This is a genomic window from Amycolatopsis decaplanina DSM 44594, from assembly GCF_000342005.1.
In the GTDB taxonomy this organism is placed as follows: domain Bacteria; phylum Actinomycetota; class Actinomycetes; order Mycobacteriales; family Pseudonocardiaceae; genus Amycolatopsis; species Amycolatopsis decaplanina.
In genome coordinates this window covers 425,355-449,083 of sequence record NZ_AOHO01000074.1, presented here as the reverse complement: position 1 = coordinate 449,083, position 23,729 = coordinate 425,355, and the positions used below count along the sequence as shown (strand labels likewise).

Sequence of the window (23,729 nt, the reverse complement as noted above, 5' to 3'; positions counted from 1 at the left end):
TCAGGTCGTCTCTGGGGCCGGGAATTGTCGGTGGTGGGTCGTATGTTCGTGGGGTGGACACACATTCCGCGCCTGTGGCGCTACTGGAAAGACTCACCGACCCTGCTGCCTTGGAGTCGGTCAATGTCGCCGTCGATCTGTTGGACGACAAGGATTCCGTCGCCCTCGCGCAAGCGGCGTCGGCCGGGATCGCGCGGCTCGAAGCGGTTCGGTTCCGGGCACTGGCCCAGCTGAACCGACATCGCGAGGGCGTGCGGAGCGTCACGCAGGAAGTCGCCTTCGCATTGTCCCTTGTGGACAATCATGCGGGTGCGATGGTCGCCGCCGCCGACGCGTTGACCACCCGCCTGCCCCGCACGCTGAACCTGATGGACCAAGGAAAGCTGGCTGGTTTCAGCGCGATGAAAGTCGCCACGGCCACCGCCTGGCTGTCGGACGAGAACGCCCGTGCTGTCGACGCGCTGCTGGAAGACCGGCTCACGGACAAAAATCCCGACCAGGTCCGGAAAGCCGCCAACCACGCGGCGAACACCATCGATCCCGACGGCGCGGACCGGCGTGCCGAACACCATCGTGAAGGCCGCCGCCTCACCCTGCGCCAGGGCGAGACCGGGGTCGCGTCGATCGAGGTCGAAGACGGCCCCACCGAGAAAGTGACCGCCGCCTACCAGCGGATCGACCGTGCGGCGCGAGCACTCAAGACCGGGGAGGAACCCCGTACTCTGGATCAGCTGCGCGCGGACGTCGCGCTCGATCTCCTGCTCGGCGGTCAGGGTGGCCCGAGTGAACGCAGCGAGGTGTTCCTCTACATGGACCTGTTCACCTATCTCGGCCTCAACAACGACCCGGCGGAGATGGCCGGACACGGCACCCTCCCCGCCGCACTGGCCCGCCACATCGCCACCGGCCCCAACACCGTCCTGCGCCGCATCATCACCGACCCGCTCTCCGGCCAAGTCCTGGATCTCGGCCGGGACCGATACCGGCTGACAGCGGGTCTCGGTGAGTTCGTCCGCGTCCGCGACCGGGAATGCCGAAGACCCGGCTGCCACCGCCCCGCACAGGCCTGCGATATCGACCATGCGGTGCCGTGGCAGTTCGGCGGTGTCACCAACGTCGACGACCTCGTCGACCTCTGCCGACGGGACCACCGCCTCAAAGACGAACCCGGCTGGACCTACCGCCTCGCCCCCAACGGCACCCTCACCATCACCACCCCCACCGGCCAGACCTACGACAGCGCGCCCCCGCCGCTTCACGAACCCCGCCCACAGGCGCCTCTCGCCGACGAGCCCCCACCGTTCTGAACCCTGTTGCCGGAAAACGGCGACGGCACGTTTGGTACCCGTCCGTGCCGTACCCGAACCGCCGACAGGCCCATCCGCTCACGACCCCAAAGCCGCCAGCTGCCTGGCCGTGAGCCGCTCCACCAACGGAACCGCCCGATACTCCCCGCCGCCGGCAACCACTTTCACCGGGCCGGCGATGTGCGGATGAGCCTCCGCCACCCGCAAGGCGGCCGAGACCCGTTCGGAGGGCCACTCCAGCGCGGTCGCGAGAGCCGAAACGGACAGCGCGCGCCCGGCGTGCAGGAGCGCGGCGAGTGCCGTCAGCGCGTCGCCGGCGTACACCGCGACGCGGTCGTCCAGCATGATTTCGTTGATACGCGCGTGGAATCGGGAGAGGTCGTCCATGCGGGCGCCCGCGGGTGTGGAGGTGCCTAGGACTTCGGCGCCCTGGCGGGCGACCTTGACCCATTCCTGGTTCGACCGGACGCTTTCGTCCCACACGCGCTGCGGCATTTCCTCGTCGATGACGTACTGTTCCCGCCGCCCGTCCCGTTCCCGCTTGAGCATCGCCTGTGCCTCGAGATAGGCGACGGCGTTCGAGATCGAGGCCGGGCTGACCTGGAGCCGCTGGGCGAGTTCGGCCGCGGTGAGGACGCCCTCGTCGCTGACGGACAGGCACGCGAGCACCCGCGCCGTCATCCGGGGCAGTCCGGTCGCCACGATCATCTCGGCGAACCCGGTTTCGAAGGCGCGCACGGCTTCCGGGTCCCGTCCGTAGCCGTTCTCGATGACGGGGACAGTGCGCGGCCGTGGTTTGCGGCGCCGCGCGCGTTCTCCGGTCACGCGGTTCGCCTCTTCGGCGCGGTAGCCGGAATGACCGCTGTTGCGCGCGACCTCGCGGCTGATCGTCGACGTCGGGCGCCCGAGCCGCCGGGCGATCTCGGCGTAACCGAGGCCGTCCTTGAGCCAGGTCGCGATCAGCCGGCGATCCTCCTGGGTCAGTCTGCCGCCCGGCATAGGCACCTCCTGTGCGTTCACTCGCAGATCATTGCAACGAGTCGTTGCATTCACCGGCAAGATCGTTGCAACAATTTACGGAAATCTACCAGCCATTACAGTCGAAACACCAGCTTGCAACTTTGAGGGAACCGTAAATGCAACGTAGCCTTTGGGTATAGCTGAAGATCTGGGAGGAACAGCTGTGACCACGTCGGTACCTCATCTCGCGGAACTGCCCCTTGAGCGGCCGAAGGGATGCCCCTTCGATCCGCCCGCCGAACTCGGTTCGCTGCGCGACGAGCATCCGCTCGTCCGGCTGACGTTCCCCGACGGGCACGAAGGCTGGCTCGCGACCGGGCACGCGATCGTCCGGGAGATCCTCGCGGATCCCCGTTTCAGCGCCCGGCAGGAGCTGATGCACACGCCGCTGCCGGGGGCGGCCGCGATGGCGGAGATGCCGCCCGCGTCGCCCGGGATGTTCATCAAAATGGACGATCCCGAGCACGGCCGCTATCGCAGGATGCTCACCGGAAAGTTCACCGTCCGCCGGATGCGAATGCTCACCGAGCGGGTCGAGCAGGTGACCGCCGAGCATCTCGACGCGATGGAGCGGCAAGGATCGGCCGCGGATCTGGTGACGGCCTTCGCGCAGCCCATTCCGGCGTTGATGATCTGCGAGCTGCTCGGTGTTCCCTATGACGACCACGAGTTCTTCCGCCGCAACGTCGCGCCGTTGAACAGGCCGGACGCGCCGATGGCCGAACAGGAAGCCGCCATCAACGCACTGGGGGAGTATCTCTACGAACTCATCGTGGCGAAACGGGACGAGCCGACCGACGACATCCTCGGCGAACTGGTCACGACGGAACTCACCGACGAAGAACTCACCGGCATCGCGTTCCTCTTGCTGGGGGCCGGTCTGGACACCACGGCCAACATGCTGGCACTGGGTACTTTCGCGTTGCTGCGAAACCCGGATCAGCTCGCCGTCCTGCGCGAGGACCCGGAGAGCATCGACGGTGCGATCGAGGAACTCCTGCGCTACCTGTCCATCGCGCACACGGGCGTCCGCACCGCGCTCGAGGACGTGGAGATCGGCGGACAGCTCGTCAAGGCGGGTGAGGTGATCGCCCTTTCGGCGATGGCGGCCAACCGCGATCCGCTGAAGTTCCCGGAACCGGACCGGCTCGATCTCCGCCGGAACACCGCCGGGCACGCCTCTTTCGGGCACGGGGTCCACCAGTGCCTCGGCCAGCAGCTCGCGCGGGTCCAGATGAAGGTCGCCTTCACCGGGTTGCTCGCCAGGTTCCCGGCGCTGCGCTTGGCCGTACCGGCCGACGAGGTCCCGCTGCGGACGGACTCCGACATCTACGGGGTGTACGCGCTCCCGGTGGCCTGGGACTGATCGCGATGAGGCTCGAAGTGGACCGGGAACGCTGTGTGGGCGCCGGAATGTGCGTGCTGACCGCGCCAGAGGTGTTCGGACAGGACGAAGAAGACGGCCGGGTGCGGTTGCTGGACCGGCGAACGATTGACCGGCCAGGGGGTGCCGGGCGAGGCGCCCCCTGGCTCGGGATCAGCCGATTTCCGCGAGGACCTTGCCCGCGTCGGCGCTCTGCACGGCGGTCCCGGCGTAGAGTTGCTGGACCCTGGCCTTCTCCTGTGCGTTGGGGTTCACGTTGGCGCAGCTGACGCCGCCGGTCGAGCCGGACATCAGCGACGAGCACGGCCCGGGCTTGACGTCGGGCAGGCCGAGGCTGTGGCCCAGTTCGTGCGAGGCGATCCGGGTCTTGTTGTAGCCCTGCTGAACGGCCTGCCTGCCGTACCAGACGGTGACCGTGCCACTCGGGCGGACCGGGCCGAGGGTGGCGCGCGGCCAGCCGTCGTCGGCGACGATCCGGATGTTGACCCGCTGCCCCGGCGTCGCCTTCACGAGGCGGACGTTGGTGACGTTGGTGTTCCAGACGTTGACGCCGGCGGCCACCGCGTCCTTGAACTCCGCGGCCTGGCTGTCGTCGTAGGTCAGGGTGGTCGCCATGATCTCGGCGGCACCTGCGGAGGGTGCCGAGAGCACCGAGATGGAGAGCGCGGCGCCGGTGAGCACCGCGGCGAAGGTACGTCGAAGCACGTTGAACTCCTCGCGTTTAAGGCGTGCTGGAATTTCGGAGCAGTGTCGACACTGAACCTGTCGAGGCTGTCGGGGTACCCGCCGATAGTCGCCTGTCGTTAACCATGATCTTGACGCGACCGGAAGACTGTGCCGTTATGACGACGGCGCGTTTCACCGGACACGAAGAACCGATCCTCGCGGTCGCGGTGAAGGGAAACCGGCTGGTCACCGGGGGTGCGGACCGGACGGTACGGGTCTGGGACCTGGAGACCGGAGCGCAGCGATTCGTGTTGAGCGGCCATGATCGGCCGGTGCTGGCGGTGGGCATCTCGGGGCAGCACGTGGTCGGTTGCGATGGGGCGACGGTGCGGCGCTGGCGGATCGCCGGTCCCGAGGTGCGTCCCCCGGAGGTCCAGACCACCAAGCGGACCGTGGCGGTCGCGGTGGCGAAGGATTTCGTCGTGTCCGGCGCGGGAAGCGCCGTCGAGGTCCGGCGGCTGGACGGCGTGACGGTGCGGGGTCTCCGCACCGGCGGCCCGGAGATCGAGTCGGTCGCGGTGACCCCGGACGGCCGGGTCGTCGTCGCCGGGGACGACGCCGGTGGCGTGCGGCTGTGGGACAGGGAAGTCGTTTCCCACTACCGGTTCGGCGGCGCGGGTGCGGTCCACGTGGTCGCGATCTCCGCCGATGGCGAGCAGGTCCTGTCCGCGGAAGGCGAAACGGTCCGGTTGTGGGGACGCAAGGGCGATCCGGCCCTCGTCTTCCCGGGGCACACTGGGGTGGTGCGGGCGCTGGCCTTCAGCGCGGACGGCAAACTGGTGCTCTCCGGCGGTTCCGACGGCGAGGTCCGCGTCCGCGAGGTCGACGACCCGCGGGACTACACCCTCCTCGACGGACATCAGGGAAACGTCCGGGCGATCGCCTGCACCGCGGGCAACGAGAAGATCGTGACGGTCGGGGACGATCACACGATCCGGGTATGGGACCGCTTCGGCAATCAGATCGACGGCACCGGCTTCGTCGAGCCCAAACCGGGGCGGGCGCGGCCGCGGATCACGCCCGACGTCGAAAGCCCGGTCGACCTGATCGGCTTCCACGACGACGTGCGCACCCTCGCCGCGGTCATCGCCGACCGCGAGACCAGCCCGCCGCTGTGTGTCGCTCTGCTGGGCCCCTGGGGTTCCGGCAAGTCGAGTTTCGTCCGGCAGGTGACCGACCGGGTGGCCGAACTGGCCCAGCGGTCCCGCGGCGACGCCGCGAACAGCGTGTTCGCCGGTGAGATCCGGCAGATCCGGTTCAACGCGTGGCAGTACCACGACGACCATCTGTGGGTCGGGCTGGTGGACCATCTGTTCCGCAACCTCGGCGCGCCCGAGACACACGCGGACGCCGGCGAGGTCCGCGCCGAACGCGAGGAGCTGCGGAATCGGCTCGCGGGCCTTCGGGCCATCAGGGCGGACTCCCCGCTCACCTGGCGCTGGCGGCTCCTGGTGTCCGGGGTGGACCGGGCCGAACGCCGACGGCGGAGGCTCGCCGTCGCGGGCTACGCGGGGTTGGGAGTGCTCGGTGCCGCGGCGGCGATCACCGGCTGGGCCTTGTGGCACAACGCGATCCTGGCGGCGGCGGGTGCCGTCGTCGCGCTCGGCGCCGTGCTGACCCCGGCCCTCACCACCGCCAGAGCCGCCCTCGCGCCGGTCAGGTCCACATTGGACAGACTGCGGCACGACGTCGACAAACGCGCGGAACGGTTCGAGACCGAGGTCCGGGAGACCGAGGAACGGCTCCGGCGGCTGGACGCGGCCAGCAGGCTCGGTGATCTGATCGAGGAGGCGAAGACCGGCAGATACGGTGACTACCAAGGCGTTTTCGCCCGTGTCCGGGAAGACCTCGCGGACCTGAGTGCCGATCTGGCGGACGCGCGGGAGGAATGGCTGCTGGCGGGAGGCAAGGGCAGGCCGCCGCTGGAACGGATCGTGCTCTACATCGACGACCTCGACCGCTGCCCGCCGTCGAAGGTGATCGAAGTGCTGGCCGCGGTGCACCTGCTGCTGGCCCTGCCCGCGTTCGTCGTGGTGGTGGCGGTCGACCCGAGGTGGTTGCGGCGATGCCTCGACCGGCACCACGAAGAACTGTTCGGCGCGGGGGAGGCGCGGTGGGCGGAGTACCTCGACAAGATCTTCCAGATCGTGTTCGCCTTGCGCCCCATGGGAAGCGCGGCGGACGAGCTGATCGACGCCCTGATGCCGATCGAAGAACGGAGACCGGGGACGCCCGGGCACGAAGAATGGCCGGAGGACGAGAGCGCCCCCGAACGCGGCGAGACCGTGGAGGTCGTCGTCCAGGAAACCGCCCCGCCGACGTTCTACGACATGCGGCCGGACCGGTTGCGGCTCACCGAGGTCGAACGCGCTTTCGTTCACGTGCTGCGGAAAAGGCTGAACACGCCGCGCGAGATCCGGAAACTGGTCAATCTCTACCGGCTCGTCCGCATCGGCATTCCCGACGCGGAACTGGAGGGGTTCGTCGGCGGCCCCTATCGCGCGGTGCTCGTCCTGCTGACCCTGCTGGTGGCCGATCCGGACGCCGCGCGCTCGACGTTCATCGCGCTTTCCTCCGGGGAATCGTTGTCCGACGCCTTTCCACCTGAATGGCGGCTAGACGTCGAAACCTTCGATGATCTACAGGTCTATCGGAATTGGGTGGGCACCCTCGCCCGCTTCAGTTTCGAAACCTACGATCTGGTGACCGAGGAGACAGAACCGGGGACCACGTTGTAGCTACACTTGCCCGCTACGACGGCGAGGGGGCGGCGCATGCGGAGATCAGGCTGGCTTTCGCTCGTCTTCGGCGCGCTCGTCGGGACGCTCGTGATCGTCCTGCTCGCGACCACGGTCACCGCGCCTTCGAACGCGGCCAGGACCGACTGCGTCCGGCTGGTCGCGAGTTCTTCCACGGAGAAGGGCGATCTGATCCGTGAACTGGCCGAGCGGTACAACAACACCGGCCGGACGTTCGACGGCGGCCGGTGCGCGAAGGTGGAGGCGTTCAAGAAGACCTCGGGTGCCACGCTCGACCTCATCGCCGACGGCTGGAACGACATCGACGAACACCAGCCCGAGCCCCAGGTCTGGATGCCGAGCTCCTCGCTCTGGCTCGATCTGCTGCGGCAGCGCGGGAAGGGCGAGCGGATCAAGACCGGGCCGAAGACCTCGCTCGCGACCAGCCCGATGGTGATCGCGATGCCGGAACCGATGGCCGTGGCGATGGGCTGGCCGGGAAAGCCCCTCGGCTGGGGTGACGTGCTGGAAGTGAACCAGAACGGCGGCTGGGCCTCGAAAGGCGCGTCGTACGCCCAGTGGGGGAACTTCACGCTGGGCAAGGACAATCCGCGGCGGTCGACGTCCGGGCTCGCCGCGACCATCGCGACCTACTTCGCGGCGACGGGCGGCGACTACGGCAAGATCGGGACGCCGGACGCCGTGCGTTTCGTCCGCGGTATCGAGGCGTCGGTCGCCTACTACAGCGACGATTCGGTGGCCTTCCTGAAGACGCTGTACGAAGAGGACCGCAAGAAGCCCACGCCCTACATCAGCGCGATGGCGATGCAGGAGCAGATGGTCTACCTCTACAACCGCGGCGTGCCGACCGGGGATCCCGCGCAGCTGAACGGGAACCCCGTCGCACCACTGCGCCCGTTGGTCGCCGTCCACCCCAAGGAAGGGACGATGCTGATCGACCATCCCTTCCTGACCACCGCGAACGCGTCACCGGAGCAGCAGGCGGCGGCCAAGGACTTCTACGACTTCCTGCTGGAGGCCGACCAGCAGAACCGGTTCCGTGATCTCGGGTTCCGCGACCCCGCCGGTAACGGGAGCCCGGACCTGGCCAAGACCGTGGGCACCCAGGAGACCCAGGAGACCCCGAAGATCGGCGTCCCCACCGGCGAGCAGATCCAGAAGATGCTGGACGGCTGGGAGTACACCCAGCGACGCGGCCGGATCCTGCTGGTGCTGGACCTCTCCGGCTCGATGAACGAGCCGTTCGACAAGAACCGCAAGGACAAGCCGTACTCCGAGAGCCGGATCGCCCTGCTGAAACCCGCGATCCGGAAACAGCTCGAGTACCTGCATCCCGAGGACGAGGTCGGGCTCTGGACGTTCTCGGACGGATATGAGGAGAAGATGCCGATCGGCAAGGTCAAGAACGTCCGCGGCCCGATGCTCGACCTGGTCGAAAACCTGACCCCGAAAGGGGATACGGCGCTGTACCAGACCGTGATGGCGGCCAACGACAAGATGCGGCGGGAGTTCGACCCGAACCTCATCAACGCCGTCGTCTTCCTGACCGACGGCGAGAACACCGAAGCCGGAACCAAGGAGCAGGTGCTGCAGAACGTCGACGCCGAGAGGCTGGACAACTCCGTCCGGATCTTCACCATGGCCTACGGCGCGCAGGCCGACAGCCGCGTCCTCGACGAGATCGCGCAGAAGTCCAAGGCCCGCAGCTACCAGGCCGTCGACCCGCACGGCATCGACAAGATGTTCGTCAACGTCTTCAGCAACTTCTGACATGGCCGATCACGACAACCGCCCGTTCCACGTCGTCGCGGTCGTGCTCGGCCTGATCGCCGGGCTGATCGGCCGCGCGGTGACCTATCCGCATCCGCAGGCCTGGCTCTTCGGCGCCGCCGCCGCTTTCGCCGTGATCTTCCCGGCCGAAACCGCGTTCTTCGTGTTGAACGGCAAGCGATCGAGGCCGGCCCGGGTGGTCCGCGTGCCGGATCCGGCCGCCGCCTACGACCACTACAGCCTGCTCGGGCGGGCGCTGACGGCCATCGAAACGGTGCGGCCGGGCGAGACGGAGCTCGCGGGCGTCTTCCGGCAGGCGGTGGCGAGACTCGAAAACCGGAAGGCTCGGAACACTCCCGAAGTCGTCGAACTGCGGCTGACGGTGAAGCAGACCACCGAGAGGCTGGAGCGGCACGCGCGGGACGAGAACCCTGATCCGGTGATGCTCGTCGAGCGGATGAGGGTGTACCGGGAAACGCTCGAAGACGCTCTCGCGGCGGTCGAACCGGGGTGAGTGTTCGGTGCCGAACAGACTACGGCCGTGCGTCATGCTGATCTGACAGTATGCCGTTGATCGGGCGCCGGGTTGTCGAGGGCGTGGAACATGTGGTCGTACCGGTGGAGCACCGGTTCAGCCTGGAGGAAGCCGTGCTGGCGGTGATGGCCGCCAAGAGCACCGTGCGGCCCGCTCCGGGAATCAAGGTCGCTCCGCTGAAGGTGTCGGAGGTACGGTCAGCGCTGCTCTATGCGGCGAAACACGCCGATAGGCGACACCAGATCGTGGACAGCTATTTCGTCGAGGCCGAAGACGGGCCGTTGCACCGGTTGGCCGAGTGGATCAGATCGGAGCTGGTCCGGCTGGGCATCTTCACCACGCACGACGGTTCCGCCGCCGGATCGGGTGGACGATTCGGTTACTCTCCGCGATAGGTGTTCACGACTGCCTGGGAGGGTGTTTCGTGGGTTTGGGCCAAGAGGCCGCCGAAGAAAGAGAACGTCCGTTCCTGGAGCGACTGGACGAACCCGTTCGTGCCCGGTTGCTGGAGATGGGTACCCCGCAGACCTACGAAAGCAGACAGGCGCTGATGCGGGCGGGTGAGCCCGGCGACTTCGTCATGCTGCTGCGGCACGGCTACGTGAAGGTGACCAGCGCCGACCGGATGGGAGCGACCGTCATCCTCGACGTCGGCGTGCCCGGCGACCTGCACGGTGAGATCGCGGTGATCGCGGGCGGCATCCGGATGGCCGACGTCGTCGCCATCGAAGAAGTGCACGTCCGGCGCATCGCGGCGAGCGAGTTCAACCGGTTCCTGCTGGAACATCCGGCGGCGATGCGGGAGGTGCTCGTCAGCGTCGCCCGCCGCTTCGTGCTCGCCCAGCGGCAGCGGACCCAGTCCTGGAAACCGCAGGCGGTGGCACGCGTCGCGACTCGGCTGGACTACCTCGTCGACGTCTGTGGCGTCCGGACACCCGCCGGCTGGCGGATCGGGATCCCGTTGAGCCAGGACGAACTCGCGCAGTTCATCCCGATGGGCCGGACCATGGTCGCGCAGGCGTTGGACAAGCTCCGGAAGGCGGGAGTCGTGGCCAGTTCGCGCCGTGCGATCACCGTCATCGACCGCGAGGCATTGCGGGTGATCACGGAAAAAGGTGTGACTTAGCTCACTGGCGTTGACCGTCGCGAGGTCAGGTTTTGTTCGGTTCCGAACAGAACTTCCGGTGAGGAGTGGGAACACTGCTTCCTGCAGGCAGTTTTCACCGATCAGGGGAGGGGTCGCAGAGATGCAGGTGCTGACCTCAGGCCATTACAACGCGCACACCCACGCCGTGCTTTCCGTCGACATCGTCGGTTCGTCCAAGGCCAGTGATGACCTGCTGGACCCGATGAAGAACGAGATGGAAACGCTGGTTTCCCGCTCGTTCAACGCGGTCGGGCTCGCTCCGGGGGAAGCGCGTCACTTCCGGGAGACCGGAGACGGGCTGATGGTCGCGTATCCGGACCACGCCGTCGGCCAGCTCTGCGAGGTCGTGTTCCACCTGGACCATCTGCTCCGGACCCGCAACCGCTACGCCCGGGTCCCGATGCGGGCGCGGGTGGCGGTCCACATGGGACCGATGGCGGACAACCACCGGTACCACCGCACGTACATCACGCTGACCCGGTTGCTGTGTGCCTCGACCTTCAACGACGCCGTGGGGTACTGGTGCCGTTCGGACCCGACGGGCGACAAGTTCGGCGCCGGGATGATCGTCTCGCAATCGGTGTGGCGCAACGTGGTCGAGCCGTTCGGGGTCGCGCTGGTCCCGCCCGCCCGCTGTGCCCGGATCAGCGTCACGACCCCGGACTTCGCGGACAGCGCGTGGATCCACTTGCCGGGCCTGGACGCCGAGGCCGTCCTCGCCGAACTGAACCCCGCTGTCGCGGTGCCGCTCGCGTTCGACCGGGTGAGCCGGTTGTCGACGACGGCCTGACCCAAGGACCGGGCGGTCCGGTTTCCAGGGAGGGAAAACCGTATCGCTCGCCGGTTCCCGGCCCGGTACCCCTACGCCGGGCCGGGAACCGGACCCCCGGCGCGGGGGGTGGGGGCGCGGGTCATCCCCGCCGCGCCCTCTCGCGGAGACCTCGTGAGTGGTAAGGACGGTTAGAACCGTCCTTACCACTCACGAGTTTTGGTTACTGCCTGCACTTCTTCCCGCTGTTGATGCACTTCACCAGCTGGTTCATCAGCCGCTGCGACATGACGTTCGCGAAGTCGTCGTGGTCGGAGCGCGGGTCGTGCTTCTCTTGCGCGAACGCGTCGACCGCGTATTGCCCGGCGGCCTGGATGTCCGGCGGGATGTCGTACACCAGCGTGATCCGCAGCTGGGGCACGTTCTTGAAGCCGCGCGGGCATTTCCCGTTGCGGTCGGAGAACACGATATGCGTGCGGTGGTTGGCGCTGTCGGTGTTCTTCCCGTCCCAGCAGTTCGGGAACGAGTGGACGCGCGTGACCTTGCTGCCCCGCGGGCAGATCGGGTACAGCTCGGTGAGCCGGTCCTCGAAGCCGCTGCAGGTCCAGCTGGGCCGCGCGTTGGCCGGGCCGTTGGTGCTCTGCTTGGCGTCGCCGTAGAGCACGCGCAGGAACTTCGGCATCGCGACGACGCGGCGGGCGCCGCCGCTGGTGAAGGTCAGATCGGCCTTCTGGGGGCGCTGGATCTCACCCTCGTTGTTGCCGATCTCGTTGTTCCCGTTGACGCCGGGCAGGTCGGCGGCCTTGCCGTCGGCCTTCTTCTCCTCGACGTCGCCGGCGGCGTTGACGTTGCTGTTGTCGCCGCCGTTGTCGAGGCCGCCCTTGCCGTTCTTCTTCACCGCGCAGGCCGCGAGCTGGTCTTCGTTCTTAGCGACCGGCTTGCCCGTCTGTTTCAGGGTGTCGGTGATGTTCTTGATCGAAGGCTTCCGCTTGTTCTTCAGCTCGTCGAGCACCTGGCCGGCTTGTTTTCCTTGTGCCAGCTGGTTGTTCGCGTTCTCGGACTCCTGGTCGAGCTTGTCGAGGTTCTCGTCGACCGCGGGCAAGGCCTGGTCGGGGACCTCACTGAGTTCACTGAGTTCGCTCGCGACGTCGGGGCAGTCGATCTGGGCGCCGGCCTCGTCCTTGGCCGCGTCGACGCGGTCGGCGGCGAGTTTCTCCTCGTTCGCGGCCTGGTTCTGTTCCTTTTCCTCGGTGTTGATCCGGATGACCGGCCAGAAGTAGGCGGATTTGTCCCCGTTCTGGCAGGTGGTGCCCGCGCGCAGCAGGCTCTTGTTGTTCGAGTCCGCGTTGGTCGAAAGGTTTCCGACGTAGTCGTGCAGGTGCTCGGCACCATTGCGGACACCGGGCTGCGCGATGAAGTTGTCGCCGTTGAAGTGGCCGTTTTCGTTGCGGCCGCAGTCCACGGTGAACGTCCCCCGGGCGCCTCGTTTCGCGAGGTCGAGGTTGACGTTGTTGCCGCGGGGGACCTTCGTGATGTCGATGAAGAACGATTTGTCCGCGCCGTCGGCCCTGGCGGCGTCGGGGGTTCCGGTCGTGTTGACCACGACGATCCCGCCGACGGCGAGGGCCAGCGCGGTGGCGCCCGTGGCGACCTTGGTGCGGCGTGCCATGCGGTGGCGGCCGGCGGTTCTTTGGTTACGGGGCATGAACTTGTTCACCTCGTTCGGTGTCGTTGCGCGGAGCCGGAGGGGATGCGGCACCGGCAGTGCCGGCGTCACTGACTCCGCGTTGGCTGAAACGGCCCCGAACGAAGAGCGGTTCAAAAAGCGATCTCGCCGTTATCTTTTCGTTACCTTTCGGCGGTGCTTCCCAGCCTTCGCCGAACATGAGAAGGCCCGGCCTCGGGGCAGTCGAGGCCGGGCCGGATTCCCGCTGGTCAGGCGTCCACCTTGTCCTTGGGCTCCGCCTCGGAGGCGGTGGGACGGGCAGGCAGGAAACGCTTGATCAACGGGAAGAACAGGATCACCAGGATGATCACGTAGACCACGATCGCGAACGGGGTGTTGAACAACCCGGTCACCTCGCCGTCGCTGAGCTGCAGCGCGCGCCGCATCTGCTGCTCCGCGGCCGGGCCGAGGATGACGCCGATGATCGCCGGCAGCACCGGCAGCCCGTAGCGGCGCATCGCGAACCCGATCAGGCCGATCACGAACATCACCAGCAGGTCGAAGATGTCCGCGTTGACCGCGTAGGCGCCGACACTGGCGAAGAACAGGATGCCCGCGTAGAGGTACGGCCGGGGGATCCGCAGCAGCTTCGCCCACAGCGGCGCCAGCGGCAGGTTCAGCACCAGCAGCAGCGTCAGGCCGACGAACAGCGAGGCGATCAGGCCCCACACCAGCTTCGACTCGCGTTCGAACAGCAGCGGGCCCGGCTGGATGCCGTACTGCTGGAACGCCGCCAGCATCACGGCCGCGACCGCGGTCGTCGGCAGGCCCAGCGTCAGCATCGAGACCAGCGTGCCCGCCGCCGAGGACGACGCGGCCGCTTCCGGACCCGCGACCCCTTCGATGGCGCCCTTGCCGAACTCGTCCTTGTGCTTCGACAGCCGCTTCTCGGTGAGGTACGAGAGGAACGTCGGGATCTCCGCGCCACCGGCCGGGATGGCGCCGAACGGGAACCCGATCACCGGCCCGCGCAGCCACGGCTTCCAGGTTCGCTTCAGATCGGCGCGCGACAGCCACGGCCTGCCGACCGGGATCGGCTTGAAGGTGTTGCGGCGCAGATGCGCGGCCACCCACAGCGACTCGCCGACGGCGAACAGCGCGACCGCCACGATCACCACGTCGATGCCGTCCGCCAGATGCAGCGAACCGAAGGTCAACCGCGACTGCCCGGTCATCTCGTCCAGGCCGACGAGCCCGATGGTGAGCCCGATCAGCAGCGACGCGACACCGCGGATCCGAGAGTTGCCGAGCACCGAGGTCACCCCGATGAACGCCAGCACCATGATCGCGAACAGATCGGGCGCGCCGATGTCGACGGCGTACTTCGCGATGATCGGCGCCAGCAGGACCAGCGCGATCGTGCCGAGGATGCCGCCGACGAAGTGCCCGATCGCGGCCGCCGCAAGCGCTTGCGCGCCCCGGCCCTTGCGGGCCATGGGGTTGCCGTCGATGGCGGCGACCACCGAGAAGCTCTCACCAGGGGTGTTCAGCAGGATCGACGTCGTCGAGCCGCCGAACATCCCGCCGTAGTAGATGCCGGCGAACATGATGAACGCCGCGGTCGGCTCCATGCCGTAGGTCACCGGCAGCAACAGGGCCACCGCCATCGCGGGGCCGATCCCCGGCAGCACGCCGATCGCGGTGCCCAGCAGCACGCCGAGCGCGGCGAGCGCGAGGTGCGTCGGGGTCAGCGCGGTGCCGAAACCGTCGATGAGTTGCTGCAGCATCAGAACACCTCCATCAACGGGCCACCGGGCAGCGGGACACCGAGCAGGTTGTTGAAGATCAGGAAGGTCACGACCGACATGCCCGCGGCGATCAGCGGGTCACGCACCAGGTTGCGGCTGCCGAGGGCGAACGCCGCGCCCCAGAACAGGATCGCGCCCGAGATCGGGAACCCGACCAGGCCGATCAGCGCCGCGTTGGCGAGGAAGGCGCCGCACAGCAGCAGGACCGTGCGCAGATCGGCGGGCGCGGTGAGGTCGATGTCCTCGCCGCCCTCGGCCTCGCCCTTGCCGCCGCGCAGGACGTCACGCGCCAGTAGTACGGCGACGATCAGCAGCAGCGAGCCGACCAGAACCGGTACCGCCTTCGGTCCCACGGGACCGCGCTGGGCGAAGTCGGTGGGAATGCTCAGCGCGTCGGTCAGCACCAGCACGCCGAGCACCACGAGCACCACGCTCACTCCGAGTTCGGAGCGCCCTTTCAGCCACGTGGTCATGCCAGACCCAGCTCTTTCAGCACCGTTGCCACTCGCGTGTTCTCCTCTTCGAGAAACGAACCGAACTGCTCACCTGGCGCGAACGCGCCGGTCCATCCGTTGCGCTGCAAGGCTTCCTGCCACTGCGGCGTCTTCTGCAACCGCTCGAACAGGCTCACCAGCTTCGCGCGGTCCGACTCGGTGATGCCGGGTGGCGCGACGATGCCGCGCCAGTTCGTGAACTTCACGTCCACACCGGACTCCGTCAGCGTCGGCGCGTCGATCCCCGGGAGCCGCTTCTCGCTCGTCACCGCCAGGACCCGGAGCGTGCCCGCCGCGATCTGGTCGCGGTATTCGCCGACACCGGAGACGCCGAACGCGACCTTGCCGCCGAGGACCGACGCGAGCAGCTCGCCGCCGCCGTCGTACTGGACGTAGTTGACCGACTTCGGCGCGAGCCCGATCGCCTTCGCCATCAGCATCGGCGCCAGGTGATCCGGCCCGCCGGGTGACGAGCCGCCGCCGACCTGGACGGCGCCGGGGTCCTTCTTCCACGCCTCGAGCAGCTGGCCGATGTTCCGGTACGGCGAATCCTTGCCGACGACGACGATGTCCGACTCTTCGATCAGCTTCGCCACCGGTGTGGTGTCGAGCAGCGAAGACGGCGACTTGTTCGTGAAAACGCTGCCGACGACGCCGAGTCCCATGGACATGACCAGTTTGCCGTTGCCGCGTTCGGCCACCGTGCGGCCGAGGCCGACCGTGCCGCCCGCGCCGGGGAGGTTGAACACCTCCGCGTTGCCGAGCAGGTCGGCGTCTTCCATCGCCTTGGTCGCCGTGCGCGCCGTGATGTCGTAACCGCCGCCGGGCGCGTTGGGCACCAGTACCCGCAACGACCGGATCTGCGAGCCCTCGTCGGCCTCGTTGCCCGGGGTGAGCAACGGTGGCACCAGCAAAACGGCGACGAGCGCCGCCGCGATGGCCAACCAGCTACTGGGCCTCACTGTGATCCCCGCCTCTCTGCCGCGTGGTTGGACATGTTGCACTCGTGTAAACAGAGATGTCCCCCTTGCGCGCCTAAGGGTTCTTTTGGTCTTTGTGGTCGCGTCTTGGAAGATGCGGTGTCGTTGTGGTCACGCGGAGGTGGCGATGGGTGCTCGGGGTTCCTTGGCCCGCCAGCTCCTCGTGTGGCAACTGGTAGTCGTCACGTGCCTACTGTGCGCAGTAGGCGTCCTCGCTGTCACCCAGGCGGGGAACAACTTCCGCACCACCGAAGGACGCCGGGCGCTTTCGGTCGCGGAGAGTGTCGCCGCGCAGGGCATCGTGGGCGATCTCGAAAACGGCCCGTTCGAGCTGAACGCGCCCGCGGAGACCGCGCGGAGCTTCTCCGGGGTCGATTTCGTCGTCATCGCGGGCGCGGATCGCTATGTGCTCGCGTCGCCGTATCCGGATCAGCTCCGTACGCTGCTCGACATCGGCGACAGCACCGTCCTTTCCGGACGATCGTGGGTCGGCGAACTCGACGGTTCGATCGTGGCGCACGTCCCGGTGCTCGACGAAAAGGGCGGCAAGGTGGTCCGCATGGTCGCGGCGGGTTCGAAGTCGCCCGGTTTCTTCGCCGGCGTGCTCGACTCACCGGACAACGCCCTGCGGGTGCTGGGTGTCGCCCTGGTGATCGGGGTGAGCGGTTCGCTGCTGCTGGCGCGGCGGGTGAAGAACCAGACGCTCGGCCTGGAGCCGCACGAGATCACCGCACTGGTCGAGAACCGGGAGGCGCTCCTGCACGGCATCAAGGAAGGCGTCGTCGGCCTCGATCCGCAGCACCGGATCACCCTGGTGAACGACCAGGCCCGGGAACTGCTGGCGCTGCCGGAGGACGCCGTCGGCCGGTCGGTCGAGGACCTCGACCTCAACGAGCGGATCCGTGACCTGCTCACCGGCCGCGCGACCGGCGCCGACCAGATCGTGCTGCGGCAAGGGAAGGTGCTGACCCTGAACCGGATGCCGATCGACGTGCGAGGAGCCGTGGTCACCCTGCGGGACCGCACCGATCTGATGACCCTGCGGGACGAACTCGACGCCAGCAGGCACGCCACCGACACCTTGCGGGCGCAGGCGCACGAGTTCAGCAACCGGTTGCACACCATCTCCGGCCTGCTGGAACTCGGGGAATACGAAGAGGTTCGCGGCTATGTCAGCCGGATCAGCTCGGCGCAGGGGGAGTGGCGCGCGGAGGTCGGCTCACGGGTCGGCGATCCCGCCGTGGCGGCGCTGCTGATCGCGAAGGCGTCGCTCGCCGCGGAACGCGGGGTCGGGCTGCGCATGGCCCCGGACAGCGAACTGGACCGCGTCGAAGACGCTCTTTCCACGGATTTGGTGACGGTGTTGGGAAATCTCGTCGACAACGCCTTGGACGCGCTGAGTTTGAACAAGCAGGGCGGTGAGCAGGGCTGGATCGAGGTCGGGGTGTGGCAGGAGGAGGACGAAGTGCGGGTGGAGGTCCGTGATTCCGGACCGGGAGTCGCCCCGGAGATCGCGGAAGAAGTGTTCGAGCACGGCTTCACCACGAAGGCCGCGGCGCACGGCCAGCGCGGTCTCGGGCTGGCGCTGATCCGGCAGGCGTGCGTGCGGAGGGGTGGTTCCGTCGAGGTGCACAACTCCGGCGGCGCGGTGTTCACGGCGAGGTTGCCGCGATGATCCGGGTCCTCGTCGTCGACGACGATTTCATGGTCGCGAAGGTCCACAGTGGATACGTCACGCGGACGGAGGGGTTCGCCGTGGCCGGGGTCGCGCACACCGGCGCCGACGCGATCCGCCTGGCGCGGGAACTGAAGCCGGATCTGGTGCTGCTGGACGTCTATCTCCCCGATCTCGACGGGCTTTCGGTGCTGCGGGAATTGCGCGCCACCGAGGACGTCGACGTCATCCTGATCACCGCCGCGACCGACGTGGAAACCGTGCGGCAGGCGATGCGGGGCGGGGTCCTGCACTATCTGATCAAGCCGTTCGAGTACGCGTCCTTGCGCGATCAGCTCACCCATTTCGCGTCGCTGCACCGGCGGCTCGACCGGCTGGCCGAGGCCGGGCAGGCCGACGTCGACCAGGTCTTCGGCGCGCGGCCGAGCGCGAAACCCGTGCTGCCCAAGGGACTCACCGCCGAGACCGCGCGGCTGGTGGAGACCGCGCTGCGGGGCGCGTCCGGCGGGATGTCCGCGAGCGAATGCGCCGAGGCGACCGGTGTCGCGCGGGTGAGCGCGCGCCGGTACCTGGAGCATTTCGTGGCGACGGGGAAGGCCGAGGTGACCCTCAAGTACGGCGGGACGGGGCGGCCTGAACGCCGCTACCTCTGGTCCTGACCGCCTCCGCCGCAATTAGTCACCTACTTGCGTGTGTTCGCGACCTCGACGTCGGCGCGGAGCCCGGCGATCAGGCGGGCGAGGCCGTATTCGAAGGAGGCGGCCGGATCCTCGTCGTGGTCGCCCTCGACGTGCTGCTGTTCGTCGATCGCGCAGCCGAGGGTGTACCGGCTGATCGCGAGGATCGCGTGCGTCGCGTCCTCTTCGGTGAAACCGGCTCGCAGCAACGGTTTGGTCAGCGGCGCCAGCGCCGACCGGCAGGCCGGGCGGGTGCCCGCGTGCAGGCGGGCACCGTCCCGGTAGGACAGCAGCGTGCGGCGGATGGTGCGGGCGCGCCGGGCCAGCCACTCGGCCCAGTCGTCCATCGCCGCGGGATCGTCCAGCGGGGCGAGCCGGTCGTCCAGCATGGTCTCGGCCATCTGATCGAGCAACGCCTGCTTGCTCTTGAAGTGCGTGTAGAGCGCGGGACCTCGCACGCCGAGCTTCTCCCCGAGCTTGCGCAGGCTCAATCCGTCCAGCCCGACCTCGTCGAGGAGTTCCAGCGCGGCTCGAACGTAGCCATCCCGTCTCACGACCATGCGCACACCTTCGCCGGTCCGTATCGGACTTGACAACTCGGCCTTATCTTATCACTGTTAAGATCTTAATGGCGATAAGATCGGCTGGTAGGATGATCGGGAGTCCCGAGGAGCGCATAACCCCGGCGTGGCTCCTCGTCCGCGTCGAATCGTCCACAGTGGACTGATGGCTCCGGTGGGTTTGTTCCCGTCCGGAGGTCCCCGAAGGTTCCGAATCCCGTGGGCCGGTCCCCGCCGTGGCCTTCGGGACAGTCGGTGGACAACGCCGTAGGCTCAGGTGAATGAGCACGGCATCCACCTCGGAGCATCCGATGGTCGAAACCCGGCACCAGACCCAGTTGCTCACCCTGTTGCGGGATGAGGGACCGATGTCCCGGGTCGAACTGGGGGAGCGACTGGAACTTCCGCGTGCCCGGGTGGGGGCCGAGGTCGCGCGGCTGGCCGAGGTCGGCCTCGTCGAGACCGCGGGTCCGTCGGCGAGCCGCGGCGGCAGGCGGTCCACCCTGGTGCGGCTGGCGGGAGACCTGCGGGTGCTGTCGGTCGACGTCGGCGCGACCTCGGTCGGGGTCGCCCTCACCGACGCTTCGTGCGAGGTGCTGGTGCACACCGTCGAGGACTGCGACGTCCGGCAGGGCCCGCACGCCGTGCTCAAACGCGTCGTCGCCCTGGCGGAGAAGATCCGCGAAGAGGCGCCGGGCAAGCTGATCGCCGCCGGGATCGGGCTCCCGGGGCCGGTGAGTTTCGCCGAGGGCATGGCGGTCGCGCCGCCGATAATGCCCGGCTGGGACCGGTTCTCCGTGCGCGACCATCTCGGCGGGCTGCTGCGCTGCCCGGTCACCGTCGACAACGACGTGAACTCGATGGCGCTCGGGGAACGGCACGCCGGCGTCGCCCGCTCCATCGACGACCTGGTGTTCGTCAAGATCGGTACCGGTATCGGCTGCGGGATCGTGCTGGGCGGCAAGGTGTACCGCGGCGTCGCCGGAACCGCGGGCGACATCGGGCACATCCGCCTCGACGACTACGGGCCGACCTGCGCCTGCGGTGAGACAGGCTGCCTCGAGGCGTACTTCGGCGGCGCCGCGCTGGCTCGCGACGGGCTGACGCTGGCGCGCAGCGGCCGGTCGACGTATCTCGCCGACGTCGTCGCGGCCCGTGGCGCGATCACCGCGCAGGACGTCGGCCGCGCGGCGGCTTCGGGCGACTTCGGCGCGGTCAACCTGATCCGCGACGGCGGGCGGCGGCTCGGGCAGGTGGTCGCCTCGCTGGTGAGTTTCGTGAACCCGGGCATGGTCGTGATCGGCGGCGGCGTGGCGCAGCTCGGGCATCAGCTGCTCGCCGAGATCCGCAGCTCGGTCTACCGGCGGTCGCTGCCGCTCGCGACCGGGAACCTGCCGATCGTGCTGTCCGAGCTGGGGGACACCGCCGGAGTCATCGGGGCCGCTTGGTCGGCGACGGACCGGGCGTTCACGCTGAGCAGCTGACCGCCCGTGCGGCACGTTGAGCACCCACCTGATTCCGATTAGTAACGTCAAGATCGTACAGACTTTCGCTCGAAAAGTACGAAAGTCTGCGCCGAATCGGACGGCTATTCGGGTGACGACGGGCATTTCTGTCTCGTTGTCACCTTGACGAGTGACAGGCGCCACCCTACTTTCGCTGGCTAAGTAACAAAGTTTGTTACGGCCGATTCGTAAGTGAGGGCAGTGTGGCCGCGACCGAACCCGGGCAGCTCGACCCGGTCAGCCCACGCACGGCGAACCTCGCCGCGCTCCTGCGGGCGTTGCGTGCGGGGCCGCTCTCGCGTACCCAGCTCGCGGCGCGCTGCGGGCTCACCAAGGCGGCCGTCTCCGGGTTGATCACCGAGCTGTCCGAACGCGGTCTCGTCCGCTCCGCCGGGCTCCAGGGCGGCGGCAACGGCAGGCCCAGCCAGCTGGTCGAGCTGAACGGCGCCAGCGCCTGCGGGCTCGCGCTCAGCGTCGAGGCCGATCGCTTCGCCGCCGTCGTCACGAACCTCGACGGCCGTGTCGTGGCCGAGCGCACCGAGACCGCCGACGTCGCCGCGCTCGGGCTGCACCGGAGCATGGACGAACTCGCCTTCCTCGCCCGGCAGCTGCTGCTCGGCGACCAGCCGGTCGGGGTCACCGTCTCGGTGCCAGGGCTGGTCGATTCGGCCGCCGCCGTGCTGCGGTTCGCACCGACCCTGCGCTGGCGCGACGCCGAGATCGCCGACCTCCTCGCCGCCCGGCTCGGCCTGACGGTCGACGCCATCAGGGTCGACAACGAAGCCAACCTCGGCGCCGTCGGCGAAGTGGTCGCCGGAGTCGGCCGCGGCGTGCGGGAGCTCTTCTATCTCAGTGGCGGGACGGGCGTCGGCGGCGGACTCGTGTCCGGTGGCACGATCCTGCGCGGTGCCAGGGGTTTCGCCGGCGAGGTCGGGCACATCACCGTCGACCCGTCGGGCGAGCAGTGCCCTTGCGGCCGGGTCGGTTGCCTGGAGACCAAGGCCGGGCTCAGCGCCGTGCTGCGCGGCGCCGCCTCGCCCGGCGACCCGTTGCACGATCCCGCGCTCGGCGTCGACGGCCGGGTGGGACTGCTCAAGCACCGCGTGCGGCGTGGTGACCAGCGCGCGGTCGCGGCGGTTTCGGAACTCGGGGTCGCGCTCGGCATCGCGGTGTCCACTGTGGTCGATGTGCTCGACCCGGACGTCGTCGTCCTCGGCGGCTACTTCGCCGAACTGGGCGAATGGCTGGTCGAGCCGGTGCGCCGTGAACTGTCCGCGCGTCCGCTCGGGCACGAACCCGCTTGCCGCGTCGAGCCGTCGCCGCTGGGTACCACCGCCCCGCTGCGCGGCGCCGCGCATCTCGCCACCGAACGGCTTTTCGCCGACCCGACGCTAGTTCCCGTAGTCACGAGTTCGTCGATAGACACAGCGGAGGCTCCGGCATGACCCTGCTATCCGTCCGGGGGATCGTGAAGACCTTCCCGGGGGTGCGTGCGCTCGACGGCGTCGACTTCGACGTCGAACCCGGTGAGGTGCACTGTCTCCTCGGTCAGAACGGCGCGGGCAAGTCCACGCTGATCAAAACCCTCGCCGGGGCGCACCGTCCCGACGGCGGCGAGATCTTCTGGCAAGGCGAGCCGGTCACGCTGCCGTCGCCGGTCGCCGCGTTGAAGATCGGCATCGCGACCATGTATCAGGAACTCGACCTGGTGCCAGGGCTTTCCGTGGCGGACAACATCTTCCTCGGCCGCGAGCGCGCGTCGTTCGGGTTCACGCGGATCAGCGAGTCCCGGAACAAGGCCGCCAAGCTGATGGCCCGGCTCGGACATCCCGAGATCGCGCCGTCGACCGAGGTCGGCAAGCTCTCCGCCGCCGGCCAGCAGCTGGTCTCGATGGCGCGGGCGCTCGCGTACGACGCGAAGCTGCTGGTGATGGACGAGCCCACCGCGGCGCTGGCGGGGGAAGAGGTCGACAACCTGTTCCGCATCGTCGGCGAGCTGACCGCCGAGGGTGTCGCGATCATCTACATCTCCCACCGGCTCGAAGAACTACGCCGGATCGGCCACCGCGTCACCGTGCTCAAGGACGGCAAGACCGTCTCCACCGGCCTCGACGCCAAAAAGACGCCGACCTCCGACCTCGTCGCGCTGATGGCGGGCCGCAAGGTCGAAACCGTGTTCGGCCCTCGTCATCAGGAGCACGTCGACCCGGACAAGGAAGTCCTCAAGGTGGAGAACCTGACCACCGTCGGCGAGTTCGAGAACGTGAGCTTCACCGTGCACGCCGGTGAGGTCGTCGGGATCGCGGGCCTCGTCGGCTCGGGACGCAGCGAACTGCTGGAGACGATCTTCGGCGCGCGCAAGCAGGACACGGGTTCGGTGTCGGTCGACGGCGAGCCGGTCCGGCCGGGCAGCGTGTCCGCGGCGGTCAAGGCCGGGATCGGCCTGGCGCCGGAGGAACGCAAGAGCCAGGGGCTGCTGCTGGACCTGCCCGTCGTGCACAACGTGACCCTGGCGAGCCTGAGCAAGTACGCGACGTTCGGTTTCACCGAGCGGGGCAAGGAACTCGACGACGCCGGGGAAAGCCTGCGGCGCCTCGATCTCCGGCCCGCCGACCCGCACCGGATCATCCGCACGCTGTCCGGCGGAAACCAGCAGAAGGCGGTGCTCGCCCGCTGGCTGGTCCGCGGCTGCCGGGTTCTGCTGCTGGACGAGCCGACGCGAGGGGTCGACGTCGGCGCGCGGGCGGAGCTGTACCGGCTGATCGAAGAACTCGCCGCGACGGGGGTCGCGATCGTGCTGGTCAGCAGCGAGATCCCCGAAGTGCTCGGACTGTCCGACCGGGTGCTGGTGCTGCGTGAAGGACGTGTCCTGGCTGAAAAGCCGTCTGCGGAGCTGACAGAGGCGGATGTGCTCGACGTGATTCTCGAAGGGAGTGCGGCGTGACCG

21 protein-coding genes are annotated in these 23,729 nt (G+C 68.3%); 14 read left to right on the top strand and 7 right to left on the bottom strand.

Annotation, left to right across the window (positions count from 1 at the left end; genetic code table 11):
• Nucleotides 1-110: 110 nt before the first annotated feature.
• Nucleotides 111-1,307 (top strand): HNH endonuclease signature motif containing protein, encoded by a 1,197-nt coding sequence (locus H074_RS32050; protein ID WP_007034242.1) that lies wholly within the window; start codon nt 111-113, stop codon nt 1,305-1,307.
• Nucleotides 1,308-1,385: 78 nt separating this feature from the next.
• Here H074_RS32050 and H074_RS32045 read toward each other — a convergent pair whose 3' ends face one another.
• The gene (locus H074_RS32045) at nt 1,386-2,306 is read right to left on the bottom strand and encodes a GbsR/MarR family transcriptional regulator (protein WP_007034241.1); all 921 of its coding nucleotides are present in this window, start codon (nt 2,304-2,306) and stop codon (nt 1,386-1,388) included.
• 184 nt (nt 2,307-2,490) lie between these two features.
• On the opposite strand from H074_RS32045, the gene H074_RS32040 reads away from it, so the two are divergent.
• Entirely contained in the window at nt 2,491-3,693 is a 1,203-nt protein-coding gene (locus tag H074_RS32040) for a cytochrome P450 (protein WP_007034240.1), read from the top strand.
• 5 nt (nt 3,694-3,698) lie between these two features.
• Nucleotides 3,699-3,980 (top strand): ferredoxin, encoded by a 282-nt coding sequence (locus tag H074_RS42390; RefSeq protein WP_007034239.1) that lies wholly within the window; start codon nt 3,699-3,701, stop codon nt 3,978-3,980.
• Here the strand turns inward: H074_RS42390 and H074_RS32035 are convergent.
• Nucleotides 3,865-4,416, bottom strand: coding sequence for a snapalysin family zinc-dependent metalloprotease (locus tag H074_RS32035; RefSeq protein WP_007034238.1), 552 nt, complete (start codon nt 4,414-4,416; stop codon nt 3,865-3,867). The genes H074_RS42390 and H074_RS32035 overlap by 116 nt on opposite strands.
• Nucleotides 4,417-4,553: 137 nt before the next feature.
• Here H074_RS32035 and H074_RS32030 point away from each other — a divergent pair, with 137 nt between their 5' ends.
• The 6 genes from H074_RS32030 (at nt 4,554) to H074_RS32005 (ending at nt 11,438) form a co-directional block, all read left to right on the top strand.
• Nucleotides 4,554-7,175 (top strand): P-loop NTPase fold protein, encoded by a 2,622-nt coding sequence (locus tag H074_RS32030; RefSeq protein ID WP_007034237.1) that lies wholly within the window; start codon nt 4,554-4,556, stop codon nt 7,173-7,175.
• Between the two features lie 36 nt (nt 7,176-7,211).
• A complete protein-coding gene (locus H074_RS32025) occupies nt 7,212-8,966 on the top strand; it encodes a substrate-binding and vWA domain-containing protein (protein ID WP_007034236.1) in 1,755 nt (584 codons plus the stop codon).
• A gap of 1 nt (nt 8,967) precedes the next feature.
• On the top strand, nt 8,968-9,480 hold the full coding sequence (locus H074_RS32020; protein WP_007034235.1) for a hypothetical protein: 513 nt from the start codon (nt 8,968-8,970) through the stop codon (nt 9,478-9,480).
• Nucleotides 9,481-9,530: 50 nt separating this feature from the next.
• Nucleotides 9,531-9,896, top strand: a complete 366-nt coding sequence (locus H074_RS32015; RefSeq protein WP_007034234.1) for a hypothetical protein — start codon at nt 9,531-9,533, stop codon at nt 9,894-9,896.
• A 29-nt stretch (nt 9,897-9,925) separates the two neighbouring features.
• Complete coding sequence (locus H074_RS32010) at nt 9,926-10,627, top strand: Crp/Fnr family transcriptional regulator (protein ID WP_007034233.1); 702 nt, start codon at nt 9,926-9,928, stop codon at nt 10,625-10,627.
• Nucleotides 10,628-10,748: 121 nt separating this feature from the next.
• On the top strand, nt 10,749-11,438 hold the full coding sequence (locus H074_RS32005; RefSeq protein WP_007034232.1) for a hypothetical protein: 690 nt from the start codon (nt 10,749-10,751) through the stop codon (nt 11,436-11,438).
• A 202-nt stretch (nt 11,439-11,640) separates the two neighbouring features.
• Here H074_RS32005 and H074_RS32000 read toward each other — a convergent pair whose 3' ends face one another.
• From H074_RS32000 to H074_RS31985, 4 genes are all read right to left on the bottom strand, one after another.
• Nucleotides 11,641-13,086: a DUF1996 domain-containing protein gene (locus H074_RS32000; protein WP_007034231.1), complete on the bottom strand. Its 1,446-nt coding sequence runs from the start codon at nt 13,084-13,086 to the stop codon at nt 11,641-11,643.
• Nucleotides 13,087-13,352: 266 nt separating this feature from the next.
• Nucleotides 13,353-14,870: a tripartite tricarboxylate transporter permease gene (locus H074_RS31995; protein ID WP_007034230.1), complete on the bottom strand. Its 1,518-nt coding sequence runs from the start codon at nt 14,868-14,870 to the stop codon at nt 13,353-13,355.
• Entirely contained in the window at nt 14,870-15,364 is a 495-nt protein-coding gene (locus H074_RS31990; protein ID WP_007034229.1) for a tripartite tricarboxylate transporter TctB family protein, read from the bottom strand. The genes H074_RS31995 and H074_RS31990 overlap by 1 nt, the downstream gene beginning before the upstream one ends.
• The gene (locus H074_RS31985) at nt 15,361-16,329 is read right to left on the bottom strand and encodes a Bug family tripartite tricarboxylate transporter substrate binding protein (protein ID WP_007034228.1); all 969 of its coding nucleotides are present in this window, start codon (nt 16,327-16,329) and stop codon (nt 15,361-15,363) included. Before H074_RS31985 ends, H074_RS31990 begins: the two co-directional genes overlap by 4 nt.
• A 163-nt stretch (nt 16,330-16,492) precedes the next feature.
• Here H074_RS31985 and H074_RS31980 point away from each other — a divergent pair, with 163 nt between their 5' ends.
• Together H074_RS31980 and H074_RS31975 are read left to right on the top strand one after the other, a co-directional pair.
• On the top strand, nt 16,493-18,040 hold the full coding sequence (locus tag H074_RS31980; protein ID WP_007034227.1) for a sensor histidine kinase: 1,548 nt from the start codon (nt 16,493-16,495) through the stop codon (nt 18,038-18,040).
• Complete coding sequence (locus H074_RS31975; RefSeq protein WP_007034226.1) at nt 18,037-18,699, top strand: response regulator; 663 nt, start codon at nt 18,037-18,039, stop codon at nt 18,697-18,699. Before H074_RS31980 ends, H074_RS31975 begins: the two co-directional genes overlap by 4 nt.
• Nucleotides 18,700-18,722: 23 nt before the next feature.
• Here H074_RS31975 and H074_RS31970 read toward each other — a convergent pair whose 3' ends face one another.
• Nucleotides 18,723-19,277: a TetR/AcrR family transcriptional regulator C-terminal domain-containing protein gene (locus tag H074_RS31970; RefSeq protein WP_007034225.1), complete on the bottom strand. Its 555-nt coding sequence runs from the start codon at nt 19,275-19,277 to the stop codon at nt 18,723-18,725.
• 281 nt (nt 19,278-19,558) lie between these two features.
• Between H074_RS31970 and H074_RS31965 the strand changes: the two genes are divergently transcribed.
• From H074_RS31965 to H074_RS31955, 3 genes are all read left to right on the top strand, one after another.
• Complete coding sequence (locus H074_RS31965) at nt 19,559-20,761, top strand: ROK family transcriptional regulator (protein ID WP_007034224.1); 1,203 nt, start codon at nt 19,559-19,561, stop codon at nt 20,759-20,761.
• 224 nt (nt 20,762-20,985) lie between these two features.
• Nucleotides 20,986-22,227, top strand: coding sequence for an ROK family protein (locus H074_RS31960; RefSeq protein ID WP_007034223.1), 1,242 nt, complete (start codon nt 20,986-20,988; stop codon nt 22,225-22,227).
• Entirely contained in the window at nt 22,224-23,726 is a 1,503-nt protein-coding gene (locus H074_RS31955; RefSeq protein ID WP_007034222.1) for a sugar ABC transporter ATP-binding protein, read from the top strand. Before H074_RS31960 ends, H074_RS31955 begins: the two co-directional genes overlap by 4 nt.
• The last annotated feature ends 3 nt before the right edge of the window (nt 23,727-23,729 follow it).

Bases quoted from the DNA above. Each gene is read 5' to 3' on its own strand.
- H074_RS32045 (WP_007034241.1), bottom strand. From the start codon at position 2,306: ATGCCGGGCGGCAGACTGACCCAGGAGGATCGCCGGCTGATCGCGACC.
- H074_RS42390 (WP_007034239.1), top strand. From the start codon at position 3,699: ATGAGGCTCGAAGTGGACCGGGAACGCTGTGTGGGCGCCGGAATGTGC.
- H074_RS32030 (WP_007034237.1), top strand. From the start codon at position 4,554: ATGACGACGGCGCGTTTCACCGGACACGAAGAACCGATCCTCGCGGTC.
- H074_RS32025 (WP_007034236.1), top strand. From the start codon at position 7,212: ATGCGGAGATCAGGCTGGCTTTCGCTCGTCTTCGGCGCGCTCGTCGGG.
- H074_RS32020 (WP_007034235.1), top strand. From the start codon at position 8,968: ATGGCCGATCACGACAACCGCCCGTTCCACGTCGTCGCGGTCGTGCTC.
- H074_RS32015 (WP_007034234.1), top strand. From the start codon at position 9,531: ATGCCGTTGATCGGGCGCCGGGTTGTCGAGGGCGTGGAACATGTGGTC.
- H074_RS32005 (WP_007034232.1), top strand. From the start codon at position 10,749: ATGCAGGTGCTGACCTCAGGCCATTACAACGCGCACACCCACGCCGTG.
- H074_RS32000 (WP_007034231.1), bottom strand. From the start codon at position 13,086: ATGGCACGCCGCACCAAGGTCGCCACGGGCGCCACCGCGCTGGCCCTC.
- H074_RS31995 (WP_007034230.1), bottom strand. From the start codon at position 14,870: ATGCTGCAGCAACTCATCGACGGTTTCGGCACCGCGCTGACCCCGACG.
- H074_RS31990 (WP_007034229.1), bottom strand. From the start codon at position 15,364: ATGACCACGTGGCTGAAAGGGCGCTCCGAACTCGGAGTGAGCGTGGTG.
- H074_RS31980 (WP_007034227.1), top strand. From the start codon at position 16,493: ATGGGTGCTCGGGGTTCCTTGGCCCGCCAGCTCCTCGTGTGGCAACTG.
- H074_RS31975 (WP_007034226.1), top strand. From the start codon at position 18,037: ATGATCCGGGTCCTCGTCGTCGACGACGATTTCATGGTCGCGAAGGTC.
- H074_RS31970 (WP_007034225.1), bottom strand. From the start codon at position 19,277: ATGGTCGTGAGACGGGATGGCTACGTTCGAGCCGCGCTGGAACTCCTC.
- H074_RS31965 (WP_007034224.1), top strand. From the start codon at position 19,559: ATGAGCACGGCATCCACCTCGGAGCATCCGATGGTCGAAACCCGGCAC.
- H074_RS31955 (WP_007034222.1), top strand. From the start codon at position 22,224: ATGACCCTGCTATCCGTCCGGGGGATCGTGAAGACCTTCCCGGGGGTG.